At 54.5% G+C, this 2,790-nt stretch carries 4 protein-coding genes and 1 other RNA gene; 1 reads left to right on the top strand and 4 read right to left on the bottom strand.

The window, feature by feature from the left end; translation table 11 throughout:
* Positions 1-107, bottom strand: a transfer-messenger RNA (tmRNA) gene (gene ssrA / locus QZ197_RS15655); the annotation flags it as partial.
* A gap of 43 nt (positions 108-150) precedes the next feature.
* On the opposite strand from ssrA, the gene QZ197_RS15660 reads away from it, so the two are divergent.
* Positions 151-789, top strand: a complete 639-nt coding sequence (locus QZ197_RS15660; protein WP_296433136.1) for an SOS response-associated peptidase — start codon at positions 151-153, stop codon at positions 787-789.
* Here QZ197_RS15660 and QZ197_RS15665 read toward each other — a convergent pair.
* The 3 genes from QZ197_RS15665 to QZ197_RS15675 form a co-directional block, all read right to left on the bottom strand.
* Entirely contained in the window at positions 786-1,130 is a 345-nt protein-coding gene (locus tag QZ197_RS15665) for a DUF4345 family protein (RefSeq protein WP_296433137.1), read from the bottom strand. The two genes, QZ197_RS15660 and QZ197_RS15665, sit on opposite strands and share 4 nt — an antisense overlap.
* A 52-nt stretch (positions 1,131-1,182) precedes the next feature.
* A complete protein-coding gene (gene hemN / locus QZ197_RS15670; RefSeq protein WP_296433138.1) occupies positions 1,183-2,532 on the bottom strand; it encodes an oxygen-independent coproporphyrinogen III oxidase in 1,350 nt (449 codons plus the stop codon).
* A gap of 63 nt (positions 2,533-2,595) precedes the next feature.
* On the bottom strand, positions 2,596-2,790 hold a 195-nt coding region (locus QZ197_RS15675), incomplete at its 5' end, for an SCO family protein (RefSeq protein ID WP_296433139.1).

The raw sequence follows: 2,790 nt of genomic DNA on the forward strand, positions 1-2,790 counted from the left end.
CGCCGGGTACCGCCCCCGGGTCCGATCCGCTTATTACGAGCGCGTTTATGTCCATAGTCCCGAAGGACACCTTACAGATAGGCAACTGGATGGGGCGACGCAAGGGTCTGCGGCATTGATTGCGCACGGGTCACGTGTCATTTTCTGATAATGTGCAATCTTTATTCCATGACATCGAGCCAAGCGGCGATCACCAATCTGGTAAAACTTTGGCGCGATGATACGGGAAACTTGCCAAGCTTGCCCGCGATCTATCCCGATTATCCAGCACCTGTGATCACACAAGAGCCAGAGGGCCGCGCGCTGCGGATGATGCGCTGGGGGATGCCATCGCCTGCTTTTGTCCTCAAAGGTAAGAAAACAGACAAAGGTGTGACGAACGTGCGCAACACGGCGTCGCCCCATTGGCGGCGGTGGCTGGGGCCTGCCAATCGATGTGTCGTGCCGTTTACGAGTTTTTCAGAGTTCGGCAAAGTTGACGGTGGGCGACCCGGACCGGTCTGGTTCGGGCCAACAGGTGAGCAGCGGACACTTTTCTTTGCGGGTATCTGGACCGAATGGACGTCAGTGCGGACCCTCAAAGAAGGTGAGACGACGAATGACCTATTTGCGTTTTTAACCGTTGAACCAAACAACATCGTTGGTCCAATTCATCCCAAAGCCATGCCAGTGGTATTGCGCAGCCAAGAAGCGATAGCGCATTGGCTGACTGCACCAGTTGACGAGGCGTTGAAACTACAACGCCCGTTTCCCGACGATGGTTTGGAAGTAATCGAAGACCCGATCTAGAGATTAAGCAAGATTGCCGGAATACCGACGCCAGCCTCGACGACGAAATAGATCCATTTCTTTTGGAACCCACCGTCTAACACCAACGACGTCAGGCGTCCCAGCGCCGCGCCGCACCAGCAAAAGCCCAGCATCAGATAAGCTTCTGGTGTACCAAGAAATAGTGCGCCGACGCCCATGCCTACAAACAAAGCCCCTGCGGATGCGCGGATTTCAGATGCGCCCATTGTGGTTTCGCCCATCGTTAGATCAAGCGCGCCAAGCGTATAGCGCGGCGCCAGCCAGCCAAAGCACCCAAGCCCGATGCTGAGGATCGCAAAGATGATGTTGATGATGTCCATGGCCGCGCCCTTTTTTGTGCTGAGTGGAAACGTGGCTCAAACGGGCAGAAAATCAAGACGCCTGTGAATACTGCGCCGCGATATCGCTGAACCCGTCATACCGCTGTGCGATGATCCGAGTGAGGGGGCGACCCTCAGGGGTGATCGTGATTTTCGACCCCTTTTGGATAACACAGCCCGCGAAATCGGCGACAATCCCCGCGTGAATGGGTGCAAGGTCAGCCGCGTCTGCATGCGTGCCCAAAACATCCAAATCAATCTCGAAATCACACATCAACATATTGATTGCTGTTGCGCGCAATCGGTCTTGGGCAGTCATTTGATAGCCGCGATAACCTGACAGAACACCTGCTTCGACACGCGCGATATAGGCTGCGGTCGCGGATGCATTTTGTACGTAGCCTTGGGCGAATTGTGAAATCGAGGACGCGCCAATACCGATTAAGCTGGGGCAAGAATCGTCAGTATACCCTTGGAAATTCCGGCGCAGGTGACCGGCTTTGCTGGCCAGTGTCAGGACATCGTCAGGTTTGCCAAAGTGGTCGATGCCAATCGCCTCATAACCGTAAGTCTTAAATGCGCGGGCGGCTTGTTGTGCGAGCAAAAAACGCGCTTCTTCCCCGGGCAAAGATGCGTCAGGGATCAGTTTCTGCCGCTTTGAAAATGTTGGCACATGGGCATACCCGAACAGCGCAATGCGGTCCGGGTCTAGCAAGCGGACCTTTTCAATCGTGTCGGCCAATTTGACTGTGTCTTGGTATGGCAACCCATAAACCAGATCGGCGTTTAGCGATGTAATCCCCGCGCGGCGCAGGCTGTCGACGCATGCCTTGGTATCTTCAAAGCTTTGTTCGCGACCAATTGCTGCTTGGACGTCGGGGGCGAAATCTTGGATGCCTATACTGGCGCGGGTCATGCCCATTTCGGCCAATGCAGCGATTTTGCTGTCATCAACCAAGGTTGGATCTATCTCGACGGAAAAGCTGAAATCAGGTGCGGGGGGAATGACGTCTTTGATCGCTTGCGCCAGTGTGCGGATCATATCAGCGGGCAGGATTGTGGGCGTACCGCCACCCCAATGCAATTGGCCCATTTGCACACCTTCGGGCAAAGTTGCGCGCAGATGTTCGAGTTCTTGTTTTACAATCTCAAGATAATGCGCAACCGGTTTGAGCGTCGTTGTCCCTTGCGTGCGGCAAGCGCAGAACCAGCAAAGGCGTTCGCAAAAAGGAATATGGGCATAGACGGATACAGGCGTCGCAGGGTCCAAGGCCTTTAAGCATTGTGTTTGAAATTCCTGACCCGTTTGCGTGTTAAATGCAGTCGCGGGGGGATAGCTGGTGTAGCGGGGCACGCGGGCGTCGAAAAGACCGAGGCGGCGAAGGTTTGCGAGTTGTTCCATACCCCGTATTTGCCAGATTGCAGAACGGGGTTTGTTGCGCCAGATCAAATGGCGTGGATTTAATTAGCCCAGTTGATCAATAAAGCAGGCAGAGATTTCGGCGATACGCTCGGCTGAATCGTCGCGGCGAAAGAACGTGGCAAATCCGGATTCGGGGAACATCAAGTATGTCTGGGTAGAATGATCCACGAGGTAGTATTCAGGATCGCTGTCATCGGCGCGGTAGTAGGTTTTGTAGGCTTGCGATGCCGCTTTGAC

This window comes from Yoonia sp., assembly GCF_017854415.1.
GTDB lineage: Bacteria > Pseudomonadota > Alphaproteobacteria > Rhodobacterales > Rhodobacteraceae > Yoonia.

What these genes read in the sequence shown, in the direction of transcription:
- hemN (WP_296433138.1), bottom strand. Translation starts at nt 2,532, where the DNA reads ATGGAACAACTCGCAAACCTTCGCCGCCTCGGTCTTTTCGACGCCCGC.
- QZ197_RS15665 (WP_296433137.1), bottom strand. Translation starts at nt 1,130, where the DNA reads ATGGACATCATCAACATCATCTTTGCGATCCTCAGCATCGGGCTTGGG.
- QZ197_RS15660 (WP_296433136.1), top strand. Translation starts at nt 151, where the DNA reads ATGTGCAATCTTTATTCCATGACATCGAGCCAAGCGGCGATCACCAAT.